Consider the following 2,202-nt stretch of genomic DNA (forward strand, 5'->3'; position numbering starts at 1 on the left):
GTTAACCTTTAAAACTATAGGTTATTTCCAAATATTATAGCTTTATCCCTTCTTAAAATTACTAACCTCTTATTTTAGATACTATTTTGTTGTAAACTTTATGCATATGTGGCTCATTAGAATACATATTTATCTTATTCATTGGAATCCACTTAACATCACTATTTTCATCTTCTTTAATAATAAGTAATTCACTTTCATCTGCTTCTATTAAATAAGCAATTGATAGATGTAAATGAGGGGATACGTATTTTCCTTTTTTAATATGTCCTATAACAGGTAAAATATCTAATGAAAAAATATTCTTAGTAACTGGATAGACATTCTTTATCCCCGTCTCTTCCTTAGCTTCTTTAACAGCAACAAGTAATAAATCTTCTTCTCCATCTGCGTGCCCCCCTGTCCAGGACCAAGAATTATATATATTATGGTGGACCATTAGCACTTTGTCTTTTTCTCTATTAACTATAAAGGCAGAGCTTGTTATATGCACAATTTCATTATTTCTAGTTAAAATATCATTAAATATATTAATACATTTTAACATTATCTCTTTATCTTTTTCCTCTTGTTCATTATAAGGACAATACTCTTTTATTGATTGTATCCAACTCATATTTTTCTCCCCTCTCATAAAATATAAATAACTTAAGTTTTGGCTAATATTCTTTGTGATTTCCTTACTAAATTGCACCTTCTATTATAGTTAAACTTTTGTCAAAACACCATAGTCTTCTTTAATTAATTTTTGTTATTAGGTGCTTTTATAAAAATATCACTAAAAATCCTAAAAAAAGCAAGTAATTCTGATGGAAATTTGCAGTAAAATTCATATATAAAAATCATTTCCGCAGCATATTAAGTTTTTTCCGGAAAAACTTGCCTCCATAATATCAATGTTCATCTCTTTAAGAAACAATTCATTAATCTTGTTTTATTAGCTTTTAGTTCTTTTGTATATTTATAATGTTTCTTTTTAATAATATTAATGGAGGTGATTTAATGGCCGATAAAAATAGAAAGGATTACATTAATCCAATTACTGAATTTGCTAGTATATTTGTTTCAGATGAGAGAATAAATAAACAAACGGAAGATATGTTTGATAGGAGTTTACCGCCTCTCTCCATACGAGACTTATTTAACAAGGAAGGCGACAACGAATCTAATGGACACTAATAACTAGAACGTATATAGATTGTTATTAATTAAGTCTATATACGTTCGTCTAATTCTCAATTTAAATATCATTACAGGATACTTTTTAGTAAATATATATTACTTATATTATTATACTAAAAGAAAACCTGGTACTACTCCAATTTTCCTTTACTCTTTAAGTAGTCTATAAATCTATCTCCTCCAACATTCATTATAAGTTCTTCTGGCATATCTATAGCTTCTAGTATTTTTTCAGCTTTAGGAAACTTGCCAATTTGAAAACAGGTGTGAGCATCACTTCCAAGCACAATTTTAACATTATATTCTTTACATAATCTCGCTATCTTCATGCAATTTTCTTCGCTTCCTGATCTGGAATTAAAGGATCCATTATTTATTTCTATAAGAATATCTTTTTCTTTTGCTTTTTTAATTACCTCTTCTTCATATATAGAAAAACTAGGATTTCCCGAATGTCCTATTATATGTACGTATTTATTATTCATCACATTTAATAAAGCCTCTGTATTCTCTTCTCTGGTTCCTGGTTTTATACAAACATCATGTAAGCTTGCTATGACTACATCTAGATTTTTTAATACACTTTCTGGAATATCTAAATTGCCCTGAAAATCTATTATATTTGCTTCACACCCTCTTAGAAGTAAAACTCCAAAAAGTTCTCTTGGCATAACTTTTAAATTTTTAAAATGAAAAATATGTGGTCCTCCAGGCATAGCAGGTCCATGATCTGTTGTTCCTAAAATTTTTATGCCATTTTTAGCTGCTTCTTTCACATTCTCTAGCCATGTTGTATATGCATGGCCACTAACTATAGTATGTGTGTGTGTATCTAGTATATAATTCATACCAAAACTCCCTTTCACAAAAGTATTTTAATTTAAAAATATAGAATTATTAATTATCCTGATCTTTTACTAATATTTTAGTATATCCAGCCTCTTAATAATGAATTCCAGGCCTATAAAAGTATTAAATAGAAAAGACACTAAGCTTCACGCTTAGTGTCTTTTCTAAATT

General features: G+C 28.2%; 3 protein-coding genes. 1 reads left to right on the plus strand and 2 read right to left on the minus strand.

The genetic code is table 11. The features are described from left to right. Positions 1-61: 61 nt before the first annotated feature. Entirely contained in the window at positions 62-616 is a 555-nt protein-coding gene (locus N4T77_RS20045) for an NUDIX hydrolase (protein WP_261673633.1), read from the minus strand. Between the two features lie 386 nt (positions 617-1,002). Here N4T77_RS20045 and N4T77_RS20050 point away from each other — a divergent pair, with 386 nt between their 5' ends. Next, positions 1,003-1,179, plus strand: a complete 177-nt coding sequence (locus tag N4T77_RS20050; protein ID WP_261673634.1) for a hypothetical protein — start codon at positions 1,003-1,005, stop codon at positions 1,177-1,179. A 134-nt stretch (positions 1,180-1,313) separates the two neighbouring features. Here N4T77_RS20050 and N4T77_RS20055 read toward each other — a convergent pair whose 3' ends face one another. After that, positions 1,314-2,030: a phosphatase gene (locus N4T77_RS20055; protein ID WP_261673635.1), complete on the minus strand. Its 717-nt coding sequence runs from the start codon at positions 2,028-2,030 to the stop codon at positions 1,314-1,316. Between the last annotated feature and the right edge of the window lie 172 nt (positions 2,031-2,202).

This window comes from Clostridium sp. CX1 (assembly GCF_025398335.1).
Lineage (GTDB): Bacteria > Bacillota > Clostridia > Clostridiales > Clostridiaceae > Clostridium_AM > Clostridium_AM tanneri.

What these genes read in the sequence shown, in the direction of transcription:
- N4T77_RS20045 (WP_261673633.1), bottom strand. Translation starts at nt 616, where the DNA reads ATGAGTTGGATACAATCAATAAAAGAGTATTGTCCTTATAATGAACAA.
- N4T77_RS20050 (WP_261673634.1), top strand. Translation starts at nt 1,003, where the DNA reads ATGGCCGATAAAAATAGAAAGGATTACATTAATCCAATTACTGAATTT.
- N4T77_RS20055 (WP_261673635.1), bottom strand. Translation starts at nt 2,030, where the DNA reads ATGAATTATATACTAGATACACACACACATACTATAGTTAGTGGCCAT.